Here is a 15,552-nt window from a genome sequence, read left to right on the forward strand (position 1 = left end):
AGCGTCGATCGAATGCGCGTCGCGCGCAACGGCGTCGGCAGTGTACCGTGGCATCGCACGTCGATGCGCGCGCTCCTCGCGATCCTGCGGATCGGTCTTCGCTCGCTGCGCGAGGAGGGCGTGTCGCCCACGTCGTCGTCATCGGGAGGCCTGCGCGGCGGCTCGTCCAGCGCCGCCGCGCGCCTCGCCCTCGTCGTGGCGCTGTCGTCGCTCGCGGGCGCGCTGTCCGGCCTGCTCCCGGCGATCGCCGGCGTGGCCCTCGGCGCCGTCTCCGGGCGCGAGGCGCCGCCCTCGGGCGGCATCGGCGGCGCGCTCGCCCGGCTGCTCGCCGGCGCACCGCCGGCGGCCGTGGTCCTCGCGGCGCTCGGCGCCACGCTCGTGTCCGCCTCCCTGGCGGTGCTCTCGGGCCGGAAGAGCTCGGAGCTCGGCGGCGCTCTCACCGCCGCGCTCCGCGTCGCGCTCTTCCGGGCGGCGCTCTCCGCCTCGCCCCGCGACGTGGACGCTGCCGGGCGCGCACTCATCGCGGCGCAGGCGGCGGGGCCCGCGCCGCGGCCGCCGAGCGCCGGGTCCGCGCCGCCCGTCCGGGGCGCGGAGGTCGTGCGGCTCGCGATCGCGCGGGACGCCGGCCTCGTCGCCGATTTCGCGATCGCCGTCGCGACCGGCTTGCCCCAGGCGCTCGCGACGCTCGCGGTCCTGGCCGGGTCGCTGGTCTCGAGCGGCATGGCCCTCGTCCTCGCGGGCGGCGCGGCGCTGTTCGCGGCCTCGCGCCTCGCGGCGGACCGGGCCTCGGGCCGCGTGGCGCGCGCGATGCGGGAGGTGCAGCACGCCGACACGGCCGTCTTCGGCGCGGTGGGCGAGGCGCTTTCGGGAGCGGAGGACCTCCGCCTGCTCGGCGCGCGCGCCCAGGCCGAGGGAGAGCTCGCTGTGGCCGCGGGCCGGGTCGCTGACGCGCGCCGCCGCTTCGGCCAGGCGCTCGCCGTCTCCGGCCAGATCAAGGGCACGCTCGCGGCGCTCTCGCCGCTCGTCATCGTCGCCGCGCTCGCGGCCTCTCGCGGGGGCACCGGCGCGGGCGAGGTCGGAGAGCTCCTGCTCGTGGTGCCGCTGCTGATGGCGCGCCTCGAGGCGCTCGACGCCCTCCGCGCCGGCTTCATCGAGCGCGCCCCCCTGCTGCGAGCGACGCTCGCGCTGCTGCGCCTGCCCGAGCACCCGCCGCGCCCCTCCGGCGGCCTCGCGATGCAGCTGGACGGCGAGGCGAGGCGCCCCCTGTCGATCGCCTTCGAGGGGGTCACGTTCACGCCGCCGGGCGCGAGCCGCCCCGTCCTCGACGGCGTGTCGCTCTCGATCCCCGCCGGAGCGGTGGTCGGCGTCTGCGGTCGCTCCGGCAGCGGCAAGTCGATGCTCCTGCGCCTGCTCCTGCGCCTCGACGAGCCGTCGTCGGGCGCGATCGCCGTGGGCGGCGTGGATCTGCGGCAGATCCCGCCCGAGGAGCTCCCGCGGCTGTTCGGGGTGGTGGGGCAATCGGCGCGGCTGTTCGAGCGGAGCATCGCGGACAACCTGGCGCTCGGCCTCGAGCCCGCGCCCACGGAGGAGCGCATGCGCGAGGCGCTCCTCCGGGTGGAGCTCGACGAGCTCGCAGGCGCGCCGCCGGCGGAGGGCGAGGCGCGGCCCGCGCGCGGCCTCGCGACGGAGGTGCGCGCCTCACCGCCGAGCCTGTCGGGCGGTGAGGCGCGGCGGCTGCTGCTCGCGCGGGTGCTGCTGCGCGAGCCGCGGGTCTTCGTGCTGGACGAGCCGGAGGCGGGCCTGCCGGGCGCCACCGCCGAGGCGGTCCTCCGCACGGCGTGCGAGGTCGCCGCCGGGCGCACGGCCATCGTCGTGACCCACGCGCCGCACCTCCTCAGGTCGACGTTCAACGTGCTGCTCGACGGCGGTCGGGTCGCGGCGGTGGGCACGCACGAATCGCTCCGCGAGAGCTCGCCGCTCTATCGGTCGCTTCTGGCCGAGGCGCTGCAGCGATCCTCGAGGTCGGCGGCGGGCTGACGAAGACGCGCGCGCGGTCCCCCCGCTCGCGCGGAGCTCACGGATCGCAGGGACCGCCTGCCCGCGCGGCCTGGCGGGCGAGGTGCTCGGCGTCGACGGCGCGGCCCGCATCTTCGGGCACGTCCGCCGAGATGCCCAGCGGGCGGCCCGCGAGCCCCCGCGCGAGCCAGACGAGGATGGATACGGCCCCCCAGGCGAGCGCGAAGGCGACGCCCGCGTCGACGATCGCGCGGTAGGGCGGGGGCATCTGCCGCACGAGCAGGATGAGCGCCACGATGCCCGCGACGAGCGCCCACGTCGCGATCAGCCGGCGGCGCGTCGCGTGGAGGAGCGCCATGCAGTAGAGCGGCGCCAGCGCCACGTGGAGGGGCCGCCCGTGCTCGGCGAGGTGGAGCGCGCGCGCGACGACCCGCGGCGAGAAGCGCTGCTGAAAGCCGCGGTACCCCTCGAAGTAGGCGATCGTGACCGTCCAGGCCGCGAGCAGGACGAGCTGTCCCGTCGTGAGCGTGTACCCCGTCAGGATGCGCGCCGCCGTCGCGCCGAGGCGACAGATGGCCTCGACCAGGACGGCCACGACGCCAAGGACACCCCACAGGACGACGGCAAGGCGACGCCGCCCCTCGCGGACGGGCGGGCTCATTGCGCCCGCGCCGGATCGACGGGCCTCGCGGCCGTGGATCGCGCTCGAACGGCCGCGCGCGCGGACCAACGCTTCGGAGGGTGCGCCGGACAGCCGAATCGCCGCATGTCGCTGCATGCTAGGAGAGGAGCTCGGCACGTCAACCGGTTCCCACGGGTGTCATGGTGGTTCGCTCCGGCGCGGTCCGGCGGTAGCATCGGCGGTCCATGCCGCTCGCCGACCGCTCCGCGCCGGGTGTCCCGCCCGCCCCGGCGCGGGCCCTCCCGCCCCACCCGCACGCGCTGCGCTCGCCGCTCGCGCCCTTCACGGCGCGCCTCCGCGACCTGCTCTCGACCGTCGAGTCGGCGGCGCTCCTCGGCGCGGTGGAGGCGCGGGTGCGCGGGCTCGGGGAGCACCTGCGCTTCGCGTGCCTCGCGATGCCGTGCTCGGAGGCGCTCGTCGCGCTCGAGATGGAAACGCTCGGGCGGCTCACGGTCCCCGTCGTCGCTGACGCGGTCGGCTTCCGCGCCCCGGGCGCGGAGCTGCCGCCGAGCGGTACCCCGTTCGCGTACCTGCTCGGTGGCGGCGGAGGGCACGCGGTGGAGCTGTCCGACGGCGATCCGATGATCGCGCCGCTCCGGCCGCTCCTGGCCGCCGCGCCGGCGTCCGCGATCTTCGTGCCCATCCGCGTCGGCGCGGCGACCGTGGGCGGCGCTGCGCTGTTCTCGCACGAGGCGCCCCTCGGCGGGCGGGAGCTCGACCTGGCCGAGCGGCTGGCCGAGGTCCTCGCGCTCACCGTGGAGTCGTTCCGCACCGAGCGCGTCGTCTTCGAGCTCTTCGCGCGCGCGATGCCCGACCTGCTCGCGCAGGCGCCGGGCCAGCCGGCGGCGGCGCCGGGCGGGCGCGCAGCGTCGAGCGCGGAACCTCCCATCCCGGAAGGGGCGGCCCCGCCGCCCACCTCGCTCCGCGCCGCGCTGGAGCGGCACATCCACGCGCTGCGCCTCACGCCCGAGTACCGCCGCCGCCTGGAGCTCGCCGCGGTGGTGGGCAGGCTCGCCGAGCGCGGCGAGGCGGAGGCCCGCCTGGCTCTCGACCTCCTCGCGCGGATCGACGCCTACGCGAGCGGCGCCGGCGATGCAGGGGAGCCGGCCTCCGCGGGGGAGGGGAGCTCCGCGTGACCATGGCCTCTCCGGCAGGACCGGGCGGCGAGCTCCACGGTGCGCCACGCCCGGGCGCGCGAAGCGGCGCCGGCGTGCGCGTCGCGCTGATCGACTCCGGCGTCGATGCCTCGCACCCCGCGCTGCGCGCAGCGGCGCTGCGGCACGTCGCCCTGGTCCAGCGCGGCGCTGGCGGTGGCGCGCACGGGGTCGCGCCGTGCGCTCCGGGAGATCTCAGCGGGCACGGGACGGCGTGCGCGGGCATCGTCCACCGCATGGCGCCCGCGGCCGAGATCACGAGCGTTCGTGCGCTCGGTGACGACGGGCGGTGCTCGCGTGACGGGCTCGTCGCCGCGCTGCGCTTCTGCGTCCGCGAGCGATTCTCCGTGGTCAACCTGAGCCTCGGCATCGACATCCCGAAGAACGCGCCGCTCCGCCCGGGCGACTACCGCTCGCTGGTCGAGCTCTACGAGGTCGCGGACGCCGCCTACACCGCGGAGGTAGTGCTCGTGGCCGCCGGCCCGAACGCGGCGGCGTTCCGCACCTATCCAGGGCGCTTCAAGTCGCTGATCGGCGTCGGCAGAGGGGCCTTCCAGGACCCGGAGGGGCTCCGGAGCGAGCTCACGCTCGATCACGAGATCCTCGCGCCCGGCGACGAGGTGCTCGCGCCCGCGCCCGGCGGCGGCGAGCGGCGCTGGACCGGTACGTCGTTCGCGGCGCCCCACGTGACCGCGCACGTCGCGCGCATCCGCGCCGCGTGGCCGGAGCTCTCGATCGAGGCGGTGAAGGCGGCGTTGCACGGGCTCGCGCGTGGGGCGCGCGGCGACGGGGTGGAGGCGCGCGGTGCTCCCGCTTGATCCGATCGACAGCGTGTCGCCGCTGTCGCCGCTGTCGCGGCTGCTGCGGAGCGCGCCGGGCGCAGAGGTCCGCGCCGAGCTCGATCGCGTCGAGGCGCTCCTCGGTGCCGGCCGCGATCCTGCGGCGGCGGTGCTTGACGGCGGGCCGCTCGTCGCGGCGGCGCTCGGCTTTGGGCGCGGCGCGCTCGCGTTGCGTGAGGGAGCGCTGGACGCCGCCGTGCTGCACCTCGAGGGCGCTGCCGCGGCGTTCGACCGAGGAGGGGCCGCCGAGGCGCGGGACCTCGCGCGGTGCGAGGCGGCGCTCGCTCGCTTGCGCCGCGACGCACGATCGGCCTGTGCGTCCGCCATCGAGGAGCTCGACGCCATCGCGGCCGCAGGCGATCCCGGACGCCGCGCCGCGGTCGTCGCCGCCCATTACCGCGGTACGGCCGAGCGGCTCCTCGGCGACGCGGCGGCTGCGCAGCGCACGCTGCTGTCGGCGCTGCGCCGCTCGGAGCCGTTCCTCGGCGAGCGCGCGCAGATCCTGAACTCGCTCGGCACGCTCTACGTGACCCTCGGCGCGCACGGCGCGGCCGAGGCGCTGCTCGAGCACGCGGCCGAGCTCCACCGCCGCCGGGGCGACGCCGTGGGCGAGGCGATCGCCTGCGGCCAGCTCGGCGCGGCGGCGCTCGGCCTCGGCGCCCTGGAGCGCGCCCGAGCCCCGCTCCAGCGACAGGAGTGGCTGTGCGCGCGCCTGGGCGACGCGTTCGGCCGTGCGCGCGCACTCACGTTCCTCTCCGAGCTTGCGCTCGAGCTCGGCCGCGCCGACGACGCCCTTGCACTCGCGATCTCCGCCCGCGACGTTGCCGAGCACGCTGTGCCGCCACTCCGAACCTGGGTCGCTTACGCTTCGAGGGCGATCGGGCGCGCGCGGCGGGATCTCGGCGATCCGGGCGCGGCGGCGGCGCTGGATGAGGCGGGCGCACTCTTCCGCGCGCTCGGCCTTTCGCTTGGCGAGGCGCTCGCCGCCTGGGATCGCGCCTCGACCGAGGCGCTCGCGCTCGCGGAGCCAGCGGACTGGTTCTCCGCCGCCTGGTCGCTCGGCTCCCTGGGTCTGTCCTCGCGGGTGGCGCAGCTCCTCCGGGAGTGTCTGGAAATTAAGGAAGCCGCGCCGCTCCAGGAGAAGGGAGGGCCAACGTCGGACGGCGAGGCCCGCGAGCGGGCGCTTGCCGCGGCGGCGCAGACCTCGCCTCACGTGGCGATGCAGCGCGAGGTCGAGCTTGTTTACGATCGTCCCGACCACCTTGCCGCGATCGCCGCTCGCAGGACGGCGGCTCAGCGCAACCTCGGTCGGCTCGCGGCGTTGACGCTCGCCCGGCCGGGGCTCATCGTCGCCGCGATCGCGGCATCGCCCCTCGGTGCCCGTGGCCGCGCGCTCCCCCCCGAGCGCGCGATGGCGGTCTGCGTGGCCGACCTGCCCGGCCTCGCGGTATGGATCTGGCCGGCGGCTGCCACACCGGCCACCATCGGCAACGATCTCGCCGTGCTGCGCGCGACGCTGGGCGAGCCGCTGCGCGCAGCGCTGGCGTTCGCGCCGGCAGGGCGCGTGCTGTGTCCCCCGTTCGCGGGAGACACTGGCGCGGAGCTCGATGCGGTCGAGCTCGTTGGTCTGATAGCGCTGCCCGTCGTGCTCGCGCCGGGCGAGCTTCGCCTAGATCCGCGGCTCGGCTGGGACGGCGACGCTCGCGCGAGCGTGGAGGCACTGGGATTCGTCGTCACGAACAACCCGTGCCATCCAGGTTGACCCGCGAGCCGCGCGCGCTGCCTCACCCAGGTTGTCCCTGCCCTTTTACCCTCGACGAAGTACCTACATCGTGAGCACAGCATCGGCCATGTTGGCGCCGTGAAACGTGCACATCCACCACGTCCCTGCCGGGAATACCACGCTGCGCACGCCGGCTCGCCACCGCTCGAGCGCCGCGCGGTACAAGGCGCGAAATCCGCGTACAGCGGCACGAGCCGAGCGCCACGCGTCACCCTGCTTGGGGCCGACAGCAAACGTCGGATTGCCAGCGCGCGGCGCCTCGAGGCTCGTGATGCGCTCATGGGGCGAGACCTTGCCGGCTTGTTCGGCGCCGAGGAAGCGGCCCCCTCGCTGCTTCACCTCCGCTTGCGCCTGCAATTCTTGCCTCTCGAGCTCGGCGGCGATGGCCTGGCGAAAGTCTTCCGCGCTGTCTTGCTCGATGGTCGGCGGCAGCGTGATTGACAGCGTTGCTTCCTCCGGCCACTGTGGATTTTGGGGGTCGAAGTATGCGGCGGGACGCGCCGCGCACAACACGCCCCTGCCGATCTCGCCCACCTTCACCTTGGCGCCCGGCCACTCATGCGCATGCGGGACGAGTCCAGCGGCCACAGGGTTTGCGAGGACATAGGCGATCTTCTCCACGACGGCCGCGCGTGTCAGCAGCCGCACCACGCTCGTGGCCTCATGATCCCATACCGGCCCTTCCCACGCACGGAGCACCTTCGTGCCGAGCGCGACGATGCGATGGAAGAACTGCAGGAAGCGCGGCAGAACGCCGTTCACGTCGGTCACGACGAGGTGCAGGTGCGTCGACATCGCGCAATGCGCATGGACCTTGATGCCGTAGCGGCGGGTCGAGACCGCGAGGGCGTAGACCAAGAGCTGAGTGATGGCTGCGTCGGGGCGGAAGAGGAGATGTCGGCGCAGGACGCGACGGGTGATCAGGTAGGTTACGCCGGGCGCGATCTGGCGGGGCTGGCTCATGGTCGGGCAGAATTCCAAGAGCCGTGCCGGCGATCGTGGTGAACGATTTCAAGTGCTTACCAAGTCCTTACCGATGCCTGCAGGTGGCGGCGCCATGGCGGACCGTGCTCCGTCACCCCGTGGGTCGGGCCAACCTGGGTGGGTCGACCTGGCTCGGGTCAACCTGGTTCGATCTGGCTCGGGTCAACCTGGTTGGGTCAGGTCAACCTGGTTGGGTCGCGCCCGCGTGGTTGGGTCGCGCCCGCGCGGATCGCCTTGCTGAGCCAGGAGCGCAGCCAGCGATGGCCCGGATCGTCGTGCACACGCTCGTGCCAGACCGCCGAAGATCGGTCCACGCCGAGCTCGACGGGGGGCCGGGCCGCGCGTAGGCCAAAGGGCGTCGACACCGCCGCGACCATCGCTGGACACGTCACCACGAGGTCCGAGGCCGCGATCAGGAAAGGCACCGTCACGAAGTGCTGGACCTGCGCGACGATCCGCCGCCGCCGCCCACGAGCTTCCAGCGCGCGATCGACGAGGCTGCCCGGCATGCCGTGCGGAGCGACCAGCACGTGCCCGAGCTCCAGGTAGCGCTCCAGGGTCAGCCGCCGTGACGCTGCGGGGTGGTCCCTGCGCATCAGCGTCACGAATCCCTCCTCCGGCAAGCGCAGCTGTCGTGACGACGGGGGCACGAGGAACTCCGGGACGAACGCCAGATCCGCCGTTCCCCGCTCGAGCCGCCTCACGAAGTCCGCATCGGCGCGGTCGACCTGCACCGTGATGTACGGTGCCTCGCGCGCCAGCATGGGCAAGAGCCGCGGCAACGCAACCGCCTCCAGCAGGTCGTTGCCGAGCAGCACGAAACGGCGCTCGGACGTCGCTGGGTCGAACGGCGCGCCGGCCTGGACCGCCGCCCGCAAGCTCGCGAGCGCCTGAGCCAGCGGGTCGGCGAGCGCCTCGGCGCGCGGCGTGAGGGCCAGCAGCGGCCGCCCCGGAGCGAGCAGCGCATCGCCGAAGAACTCGCGCAACCGCCCGAGCCGCTGGCTCGCAGCCGACTGCGTGATGCCGAGCCGCTTCGCCGCGCGCGTCACGTGCCGCTCGCGCAGCAGCACGTCAAGCGCGAGCAGGAGATTCAGGTCGTCGGGGAGTGCCTCGATCATTAGACACAATAATATATCATATTAGAGAGATGTCTTTTACTAATCGTCAGAACCGCCTCAGTCTCTGCGCATGGCCGTCGCTCGCGGAGCCCGGTCAAACGTCCTCTGGAGGATGGAGCGCATCATGGAGAGGAAATTCAAGGTCTCGCGGCGGCGCCTGCTGGAAGGCGTCGCGACGCTCGCCGTGGCGGCGGGAGCGGGCTGGTACGCTGCCGGCCGGGGTGTGTTCGACGCTCGGACGGGCGAGCCGTTCGCCCCTTGGACCGCGTTCCGCGGGCAGCGCGGCGGCGAGCTCGCCGAGCTCGTGCGCGCGGCGGTGCTCGCCGCGAGCCCGCACAACACGCAACCCTGGCTGTTCGAGGTCCACCCGGATCGCATCGACGTGTTCTCGGACAGGTCTCGATCGCTCGGCACCATGGATCCGTTCCTGCGCGAGATGCACATCGGGCTCGGTTGCGCGATAGAGAACCTGGCGCTCGCGGCGGGTTCGATGGGATGGGCCCCCCGCGTTGAGCTCGAAGCCGGCCCTCTGCCGGGCTCCGACCCGGAGGGATCTCGCGCTCTCGAGCGCACGGCGCCGCGGGCGATCCGGGTGGCGAGCGTCCGTATCGAGCCAGGCGCAGCGGCGTCCCCGCTCGCGGAGGTCATCGCACGGCGACACACGAACCGCGGCCCGTATCAGGCGCAGCGTGTGCCTGGTTCGGCGCTCCAGGAGCTCTCGCGCCTGAGCGAAGCGGGCTCCGATGGTGAGGTCGTCTGGCTGGAGCACCCCGATCAGCGCGAGAGCTTCGCCGCTCACACGCTGCGGGCCACCGAGACCATCGTCCGCGACGCGGCGATGGTGCGGGACAGCGACGCGTGGTTCCGGCTGGCGCCGGAGGCGGTACCGAGCCATAGAGACGGGCTGACCCTCGATGTGATGGGGCTCGGCCCGCTGCTCACCGCGGCGGTCAAGCTGCTGCCGCGTCCGTCGGCGGAACAGATGCACGACGACTGGCTCCGCGTCACCCGCGAGGTCCACCTCGCCGGCGATCCCGGCGTCGGCGTCATCGCGGTCCGCGACCGCTACGACCTGGGCGCGACGCTCCGCGCCGGGCGCCTGTGGCAGCGCATGCATCTCTGGGCGACTGCGCGTGGCATCGCGATGCACCCGCTGAACCAGGTGCCAGAGGTCATCGACCGGGAGCGTATGCTCGGACGAGCGCCGGCGATGGAGCGCTCGTTCACCGAGGCGCTGGGTCTAGGCGACCGGCAGCTCACCTTCGCGTTCCGGCTGGGCTTTCCGGAGCGAGAGGGCGTGTGCGGCCCGCGCCGCGCAGCGGAGGAGGTGATCCGCGCCGCGTGAGCGTCGCGCTCCGGCTGGCGTGCTGACCGAGCGCGGCGAACCCTGGACGTCGAGGAACGACCGTCACAGCACGGCGATGCCCTGGGCGCCGCCGCCGGGCGTCAATCCACCCGCCTCCCCGCGCGGGATCAGGTCGCCGTCGCGGCTCACCTGGAATCGGGAAGTCGCCGCCCGAGTCGACCACGTCGAGCAGCGTCAGGCCGTGCGGGCCGACGCGGAACATCGACACCTCGCTGCTGCCCGCGTTCACGGCGAACAGGAGCTTCCCGTCCTCGCTGAGGACGAGCGAGCTCTGGGATCCGAGCGCGTTGATCGGCCGGGTCGGCGCGCGGAGCCCTCCGGTTGCGTACGTGCCGGCGTACGAGAGCGAGCCGTCCGACGCCCGGTCATACGCCGTCACGGAGTTGCCGTCTCCGGCGTTGGTCATGACGAAGATCTGGCCGCGCCGGTGGACGCCGTTGCCGTGCGCCATGGCGTCGCCGGGCGCGCCCGCCGCGAAGAGACCGAAGCTCAGGGCCGTGATGCCCATCGTGCTGCGAAACATGAGAAAGCTTCTGGGGAACGGCGCCGTGAACTCAGCGGCGCGGGCTTGTCGGTGCGTCGATCGTCGAGGCGCATCTCGGTCGTGACGACGGGCACGGCGCGCCCCGAGCTCGTGGGCGCGCGGCTCTGCGCGCTCCGCCGGGCGGGTTCATCCGCGGCTACGCGGAAGCCCCTCCGCGGTTTCGCTGCCGTCGACCGGCCCGCTCCGGCGCGCCTCAGCCCTTCACCCGGGCGCCGATCCGCCTGCGATGCCAAAGCCACCCCAACCTGGGTAGCCAAAGCCACCCCAACCTGGGTCGGGTCGACCCCGGGGTCGCCTGCCGCCTGCCGCGCCAACCTGGGTCGGGTCGCCCCCTGCCCCAACCTGGGTCGCTCCGCTGGGTCGCTCCGCTCCACGCTCTGCTTCTTGCGTACCTGAGCAACCGTTCGCCGGGCGCCACGGCACCCCCGCCCTCGGCGGCCCGGATCCAGCGCGAGGTGCCGCGGAAACCACGCTTCTCCCACGGCGATGACGCGTGGCATCGCCGATGCTTCGGACGCGATCGCGAAAGTCCATCCACTCTCCAATGGGAGTTGAACCATGTCCGTCCCGAACGCCCCTCTCCCTGGAACCCCCGAAGCTCGCCGGCCCGCCCGCGGCTGCGAGCCCGACGCAGGCGCCAGTGTTCGGGACGAGTTCCTCACGCTCGCGTCGCACGAGCTCCTGACGCCGCTGACCTCGCTCAGCTTGCAGGTGCAGCGGATGAAGCGGCTGAGCGAGCAACGGGCGGAGGACGGGTCAACGTGGGTCGCCTCGCTCGAGGTCGTCGGCCGGCAGGTCAACCGCCTCACCCGGCTCTGCGATGACATGCTCCAGGCGATCCGGCTCCGATCGTGCCCGCTCGATCCCGAGCGCGAGGCCGTTGATCTCGGGGCGCTCGTCCGGGAGGTGATCGCCGGGCTCCCGGTGGAGCTCCGCTCCCCGTCCTCCACGATCTCCATCGACGCGCCGGAGGGCATCGTCGGCCGCTGGGACCGCGAGCAGATGGGACGCCTCGTGTTCCATCTCGTCAAGAACGCCATCCAGTTCGGCGCGGACCGGCCGATATCCATCGAGGTGAAGGCCTGTCCCGGCGGAGCGGAGCTCCTCGTCCGCGATCGAGGCGCGGGCATCGCGGAGGAGGACCAGGCCCGCATCTTCAGGTGCTTCGAGCGCGCGGGCGGCGTTGCGCACTTCGGCGGCCTCGGGCTCGGGCTCTACATCGCGCGCGAGATCGTGCGCGCTCACGGCGGAACCATCGGCGTGGAGAGCTCGCCGGGCTGCGGCTCGACCTTCATGGTCGAGCTCCCCCTCGAGCCCGAGCCCGCCAGTCGGGCCGCCATCTCGCTCGCTCCCTGACACCGTCGCTCCCTGCGACGCCCGCCCACACGCCGTCGCCCTCCCCATCCCCTCGTCGAGCGCCCGCCCACACCGCGAGGCGCCGCGCATCCCCCACCATCGACGCGAGCTCGCCGGTCGCGCGCGACGCGCCCGACGCCCGCCGCCACGCGAGGTCCGCCGCGCGAGGCAGCGCAGGCGTGCGCCCTCCCTGGCACGCACTCCATTGCTCGATCGTGCAGCGGTCCGCGCGCTCATCCCCGCTCGCGCGACCAGCGCGCCGATATCCCCGTGAATCTGCGTGGGCGCGGCCGGCACGAGGTGTGCTCTGATTCACGTGAGAGCAGGGGCCAGATAGGCAATCCGCGTTCGGCGAATGCGCGAGCGAAGCAGCGCCGATCGATGGGGCGTCGTCGTGGCGCCCGCGTCGCAGGGAGAACCATGAAGATCGAAGCGACCGGCGACCTCATCCGCATTGTGCTCGGCAAAGAGGTCACCTATCCATCGTCTCGGAGGCTGCGAAGAACACCGAGGCGCACGGCGCGCGTCATCCCACGAGCGTTCGACCCGCCGACCTCGCGGAGCTCGGCGGGGAGAGGAAGGCTTGCGGCCGCACCGCCGCCTACCTCCGCGCGAGCGTCCACGCCAAGCCCGGCTGTCTGCGGCCCGCCCTCAGCGTCTGCCCTGCCCTGGCGCCGGTCGCCCTCTTGCCGATGCACGCCCTCGGCGTGCGCGTGATCGACGAGACGCCTCGCTGGGGGCTCTCGTTCGATGTCGTCGGGCGGATGCGCGGCTGGCAGGCCGTCTGCGAGGCGACCACCGGGCGCTTCCTGTTCTATGAAACGACCGCAGGAAGGCGTGGAGATGGGGGGCGCCTGTTCCGCGCGGGCGGCCGCGTGACAGCGCCGTGGAGGCCGGCGGGGAGCCGGCCTCATCCCCTGTCCAGGAACCGAGGAGGAACCGCGTGCGAGAGTTCGATACGATCGTGGCCGGCGCCGCCATCACCGGCCTCTACTGCAGCTTTCGCCTCGCCCGGCGGGACCCCCGCCGCACCGTCTGGCGCTTCGAAGCCTCGGAGCGGTTCGGGGGCCGGATCGAGACGGTCGACCTCGATGGTTTCCTCGCCGAGCGCGGCCTCATCCGGGATCAGGGCACGTCGCGCGCGTGGACGCGCGTGGAGAAGGGAAGGGCAGAGCGGCCAGCCAGCGTGGCCGGCCGCTCCCCGGCCGCGCGCTACGGCTCCCGGGGGGGCGCGTACCCGAGCCGCTTGATGCCGAGCGCCTTGAGCTTGTACACGAGCGTGCGCAGCGGCATGCCCAGCGCGCGCGCCGCCTCCGTCTGGTTCCCGCTCGCCTTGCGGAGCGCCTCGACGATCAGCTCGGCCTCGCAGCGCTGCAGCCGCGTCTTCAGGTAGTCCCCGCCCGGGGACGCGGCGGTGAGCTCTCCGACCTGGTACGGCAGCTCCCCCTCCGCCGCCGGCTCGGAGGAGGGCGCCGCCCGGGCGCGCTCCGGCAGATCCTCCTCGGCGATCCACTCGCCCTCGGCGATGACCACGGCCCGCTCGATCGCGTTCCGCAGCTCCCGCGCGTTCCCCGGCCAGGAGTACGCCCGGAGCCGCGCGAGCGACTCGGGGTCGAAGCCGCGGATCGACCGGCCGTTCGCCTGGTTCGCCTGGTCGAGGAAGCGCAGCGCGAGCGGCTCGATGTCCTCCGGGCGCGCCCGGAGCGGCGGGATCGTCATCGTCATCGTGTTCAGGCGGTAGAACAGATCGCTGCGGAACGCGCCGGACGCGCACATCGCCTCGACGTCGCGGTGGGTCGCCGCGACGACGCGCGCGTCGACGTCGATCGGCTTGTTCGAGCCGACGCGGGTCACCTGCCGCGTCTCGAGGACGCGCAGGAGCGCGGCCTGCACCGCGGCCGGCAGCTCGCCGATCTCGTCGAGGAAGACCGTCCCGCCGTCCGCCGCCTCGAACACCCCTCGCTGCTGCTGCCACGCGCCGGTGAACGCGCCGCGCTCGTGGCCGAAGAGCGTGCTCTCGACGAGCTGCTGCGGGATCGCCCCGCAGTTGACGCACACCATCGGCTTGCCGCTCCGCGGGCCGCTGTCGTGGATCGCCCGCGCCACGACCTCCTTGCCCGTCCCCGTCTCGCCCAGCAAGAGGACCGGGATCGACGAGCGCGAGACCCGCTTGACGATCTCGAAGACGCGGCGCATCGCGGAGCTCACGACGACCGGCTCGAAATTGCAGGTGCCCGGGTTGCTCTTCCATGTCCCGCCCGGCGCCGAGCGCACCGGCTGCTCCACCGTCGCGCTGCGCACGGCGCTCCAGCACCGATCGAGCAGCTCCTCCGCCACGGTCCCCGCGTCGGGGAACGTCGCGAACCCCGCGAGCACGACGGGCGACCCGCCCCCGGGCGGCGCGGCGAGCGCGCGCGCCACGTCGAGCGCCACCTCCGTCCCGGCCTCGAGCAGCAGCGCCGCCACCACGTCCGAGCTGTAGAGCGCGATCCGGTCCACGGGGCGCAGCAGCGCCCGCACGCGCGGGAACAGGTGGCTCACGTGGGCGCCGGGCTGGCGGGCGACCCGGGCCATCACGACGGCGAAGCTCCGCCCGAAGTACCGCGCGCGCTTCACCTCCTCCTCGAGGGCGACGCGGAGCTGCTCGTGGCTCATCAGCCCTGGCAGCTCGTCCTCGGCCGCCGTGATCGAGCGGACGGCGACCACCACCTTGCCGAGGATCACCTCCTCGCCCGGCTTCACCTCGCCTCGCGTGATGCGCTCGCCGCCGAGCCACGTGCCGTTGGTCGAGCGCAGATCCTCGATGACGACCTTGTCGCCGGACTGGGTGAAGCGGGCGTGCTCGCGCGAGAGGCTGACGTCGCCGATCTGGACCTGCGAGGGCGGCGCCCGGCCGATCACGACCGGCGCGCCCGGGCTCAGCACGGCGCGCTCGGCGCCGTCGCGGTGGTAGACGAGCAGGGCGACGCGCCGATCGTCCTGCCTCACCCCCTGGATCGCATCGATGAAGCTGCTGGACAGCGGCGTTGTCTCCGGGCCGATGTCCGTCTCGCGAATGACTGCCACGCTGCTCACCCCCTTCTCACGCGACCTCGCCCCCGGGCACGCGGGCGGCGCGTCGCGCGCGCTCCCGCGGCGTGCGCCGGCGAGCCCGCTCGCCCGTGCTCCAGGCAGGCGCCCGCTGACGCTGAATTGCGCATCAGCACGGGCGTCTCCGGCGGGCGGCGACGCACCAGCTTGTCCATCAGGGTCCGGTGTTCATGAAGCGCATCCCACGCACCCCGCGCCTCCAACGCGTCCAATGCACCCGGCGCACCTTGCAATTCAAGCACCACCTGGGCGTCGAGCTCGCTGGTGACAAGGAGACGGTGTTCCTGATCGGCGAGCGTGAGCGCACCATGCCCGGCCTCCGGCACTTCTGGCCCCGCTTCGGGCCGGGGCGCCTCTACGACGTTCCGGTCCGCCTCGGGTGGCTCGAGCGGGCGAACCGGGAAGAGGACCTGAACCCTGTGCCGCTGGTCGTCTAGAACATCGAGCCGTTTGGAAACAGAGAAATGGACGCCAAGACGCCAAGAGACGCCAAAAAAACAACAAAAATCTTGGTGTCTCTTGGCGTCTTTTGGCGTCTTGGCGGTTCAACTTCTCGCTGTTTGCATGCGACTTCAACCCGATTGTCGCTCCAGGCCAGGTTCGGTGGATCCGACGGAAGC

Annotated in this window: 12 protein-coding genes and 1 pseudogene; 8 read left to right on the forward strand and 5 right to left on the reverse strand. The window is 73.5% G+C overall.

The features are described 5' to 3' along the window. Window positions 1-63 precede the first annotated feature (63 nt). Window positions 64-2,037 carry an ATP-binding cassette domain-containing protein gene (locus tag ACSRUE_RS22400; RefSeq protein ID WP_441292771.1) on the forward strand — a complete coding sequence of 658 codons (1,974 nt, stop codon included), beginning with the start codon at window positions 64-66 and terminating at the stop codon, window positions 2,035-2,037. A 37-nt stretch (window positions 2,038-2,074) separates the two neighbouring features. On the opposite strand, the gene ACSRUE_RS22405 is transcribed toward ACSRUE_RS22400, so the two are convergent. After that, complete coding sequence (locus ACSRUE_RS22405) at window positions 2,075-2,677, reverse strand: hypothetical protein (protein WP_441292772.1); 603 nt, start codon at window positions 2,675-2,677, stop codon at window positions 2,075-2,077. Between the two features lie 206 nt (window positions 2,678-2,883). On the opposite strand from ACSRUE_RS22405, the gene ACSRUE_RS22410 reads away from it, so the two are divergent. From ACSRUE_RS22410 to ACSRUE_RS22420, 3 genes are read left to right on the forward strand one after another with little or no spacing between them, the layout of a single operon-like run. Beyond that, on the forward strand, window positions 2,884-3,834 hold the full coding sequence (locus ACSRUE_RS22410) for a hypothetical protein (protein WP_441292773.1): 951 nt from the start codon (window positions 2,884-2,886) through the stop codon (window positions 3,832-3,834). Between the two features lie 2 nt (window positions 3,835-3,836). Beyond that, the gene (locus ACSRUE_RS22415) at window positions 3,837-4,670 is read left to right on the forward strand and encodes a S8 family peptidase (protein ID WP_441293115.1); all 834 of its coding nucleotides are present in this window, start codon (window positions 3,837-3,839) and stop codon (window positions 4,668-4,670) included. Next, on the forward strand, window positions 4,657-6,453 hold the full coding sequence (locus tag ACSRUE_RS22420; RefSeq protein WP_441292774.1) for a hypothetical protein: 1,797 nt from the start codon (window positions 4,657-4,659) through the stop codon (window positions 6,451-6,453). Before ACSRUE_RS22415 ends, ACSRUE_RS22420 begins: the two co-directional genes overlap by 14 nt. Window positions 6,454-6,516: 63 nt before the next feature. On the opposite strand, the gene ACSRUE_RS22425 is transcribed toward ACSRUE_RS22420, so the two are convergent. Beyond that, entirely contained in the window at window positions 6,517-7,437 is a 921-nt protein-coding gene (locus tag ACSRUE_RS22425) for a transposase (protein WP_441292775.1), read from the reverse strand. A 197-nt stretch (window positions 7,438-7,634) separates the two neighbouring features. Then, window positions 7,635-8,576: a LysR family transcriptional regulator gene (locus tag ACSRUE_RS22430; RefSeq protein WP_441292776.1), complete on the reverse strand. Its 942-nt coding sequence runs from the start codon at window positions 8,574-8,576 to the stop codon at window positions 7,635-7,637. A gap of 124 nt (window positions 8,577-8,700) precedes the next feature. Here ACSRUE_RS22430 and ACSRUE_RS22435 point away from each other — a divergent pair, with 124 nt between their 5' ends. Continuing rightward, window positions 8,701-9,921 carry an Acg family FMN-binding oxidoreductase gene (locus ACSRUE_RS22435; RefSeq protein ID WP_441292777.1) on the forward strand — a complete coding sequence of 407 codons (1,221 nt, stop codon included), beginning with the start codon at window positions 8,701-8,703 and terminating at the stop codon, window positions 9,919-9,921. On the opposite strand, the gene ACSRUE_RS22440 is transcribed toward ACSRUE_RS22435, so the two are convergent. Then, window positions 9,833-10,465, reverse strand: a complete 633-nt coding sequence (locus ACSRUE_RS22440) for a hypothetical protein (RefSeq protein WP_441292778.1) — start codon at window positions 10,463-10,465, stop codon at window positions 9,833-9,835. The genes ACSRUE_RS22435 and ACSRUE_RS22440 overlap by 89 nt on opposite strands. 579 nt (window positions 10,466-11,044) lie before the next feature. On the opposite strand from ACSRUE_RS22440, the gene ACSRUE_RS22445 reads away from it, so the two are divergent. Together ACSRUE_RS22445 and ACSRUE_RS22450 are read left to right on the forward strand one after the other, a co-directional pair. After that, window positions 11,045-11,842: a sensor histidine kinase gene (locus ACSRUE_RS22445; RefSeq protein ID WP_441292779.1), complete on the forward strand. Its 798-nt coding sequence runs from the start codon at window positions 11,045-11,047 to the stop codon at window positions 11,840-11,842. A 964-nt stretch (window positions 11,843-12,806) separates the two neighbouring features. Next, window positions 12,807-12,905: pseudogene (locus tag ACSRUE_RS22450) on the forward strand (hypothetical protein); the annotation flags it as partial. Window positions 12,906-13,054: 149 nt separating this feature from the next. On the opposite strand, the gene ACSRUE_RS22455 reads toward ACSRUE_RS22450, so the two are convergent. Continuing rightward, window positions 13,055-14,908: a sigma 54-interacting transcriptional regulator gene (locus tag ACSRUE_RS22455; protein ID WP_441292780.1), complete on the reverse strand. Its 1,854-nt coding sequence runs from the start codon at window positions 14,906-14,908 to the stop codon at window positions 13,055-13,057. Window positions 14,909-15,102: 194 nt separating this feature from the next. Between ACSRUE_RS22455 and ACSRUE_RS22460 the strand changes: the two genes are divergently transcribed. Further along, window positions 15,103-15,369: a hypothetical protein gene (locus ACSRUE_RS22460; RefSeq protein WP_441293212.1), complete on the forward strand. Its 267-nt coding sequence runs from the start codon at window positions 15,103-15,105 to the stop codon at window positions 15,367-15,369. Window positions 15,370-15,552: the final 183 nt, after the last annotated feature.

The sequence above is a fragment of the Sorangium sp. KYC3313 genome (assembly GCF_052075895.1).
GTDB classification, from domain to species: Bacteria; Myxococcota_A; Polyangia; order Polyangiales; family Polyangiaceae; genus Sorangium; species Sorangium cellulosum_B.

What these genes read in the sequence shown, in the direction of transcription:
- ACSRUE_RS22400 (WP_441292771.1), top strand. Translation starts at nt 64, where the DNA reads ATGCGCGCGCTCCTCGCGATCCTGCGGATCGGTCTTCGCTCGCTGCGC.
- ACSRUE_RS22405 (WP_441292772.1), bottom strand. Translation starts at nt 2,677, where the DNA reads ATGAGCCCGCCCGTCCGCGAGGGGCGGCGTCGCCTTGCCGTCGTCCTG.
- ACSRUE_RS22410 (WP_441292773.1), top strand. Translation starts at nt 2,884, where the DNA reads ATGCCGCTCGCCGACCGCTCCGCGCCGGGTGTCCCGCCCGCCCCGGCG.
- ACSRUE_RS22415 (WP_441293115.1), top strand. Translation starts at nt 3,837, where the DNA reads ATGGCCTCTCCGGCAGGACCGGGCGGCGAGCTCCACGGTGCGCCACGC.
- ACSRUE_RS22425 (WP_441292775.1), bottom strand. Translation starts at nt 7,437, where the DNA reads ATGAGCCAGCCCCGCCAGATCGCGCCCGGCGTAACCTACCTGATCACC.
- ACSRUE_RS22430 (WP_441292776.1), bottom strand. Translation starts at nt 8,576, where the DNA reads ATGATCGAGGCACTCCCCGACGACCTGAATCTCCTGCTCGCGCTTGAC.
- ACSRUE_RS22435 (WP_441292777.1), top strand. Translation starts at nt 8,701, where the DNA reads ATGGAGAGGAAATTCAAGGTCTCGCGGCGGCGCCTGCTGGAAGGCGTC.
- ACSRUE_RS22440 (WP_441292778.1), bottom strand. Translation starts at nt 10,465, where the DNA reads ATGTTTCGCAGCACGATGGGCATCACGGCCCTGAGCTTCGGTCTCTTC.
- ACSRUE_RS22445 (WP_441292779.1), top strand. Translation starts at nt 11,045, where the DNA reads ATGTCCGTCCCGAACGCCCCTCTCCCTGGAACCCCCGAAGCTCGCCGG.
- ACSRUE_RS22460 (WP_441293212.1), top strand. Translation starts at nt 15,103, where the DNA reads ATGAAGCGCATCCCACGCACCCCGCGCCTCCAACGCGTCCAATGCACC.